The organism is Aquirufa rosea, from assembly GCF_004118285.1.
GTDB classification, from domain to species: Bacteria; Bacteroidota; Bacteroidia; order Cytophagales; family Spirosomataceae; genus Aquirufa; species Aquirufa rosea.
Genome location: NZ_SDHY01000033.1, coordinates 1 through 407, shown reverse-complemented (window position 1 = coordinate 407; position 407 = coordinate 1). Strand labels below are relative to the sequence as shown.

The 407-nt window shown below is 44.7% G+C and carries 1 pseudogene; it reads right to left on the bottom strand.

The features are described from left to right. Positions 1-407 (bottom strand): annotated as a pseudogene (locus ESB04_RS12475) (hypothetical protein); the annotation flags it as partial.

Here is a 407-nt window from a genome sequence, read left to right as displayed (position 1 = left end):
ACAATGGAAGTGGCCGTATTGGTACAACCATTGGCATCCGTACCCGTTACGGTATAGGTTTTAGTTTCGGTAGCGGTAAATTCTGTACCATTGGTGATGCCATTGTTCCAAGCGTAGGAAGAAGCACCTGAACCTGATAAAGTTACTTTAGCACCTGCACAAACGGTTTGGTTTTGAGTGGCAGTAACGGTAGGTAAAGTATTTACGGTGACAATGGAAGTGGCGGTGTTGGTACAACCATTGGTATCCGTACCAGTTACGGTATAGGTTTTAGTTTCGGTAGCGGTAAATTCTGTACCATTGGTGATGCCATTGTTCCAAGCGTAGGAAGAAGCACCTGAACCTGATAAAGTTACTTTAGCACCTGCACAAACGGTTTGGTTTTGAGTGGCAGTAACGGTAGGTAA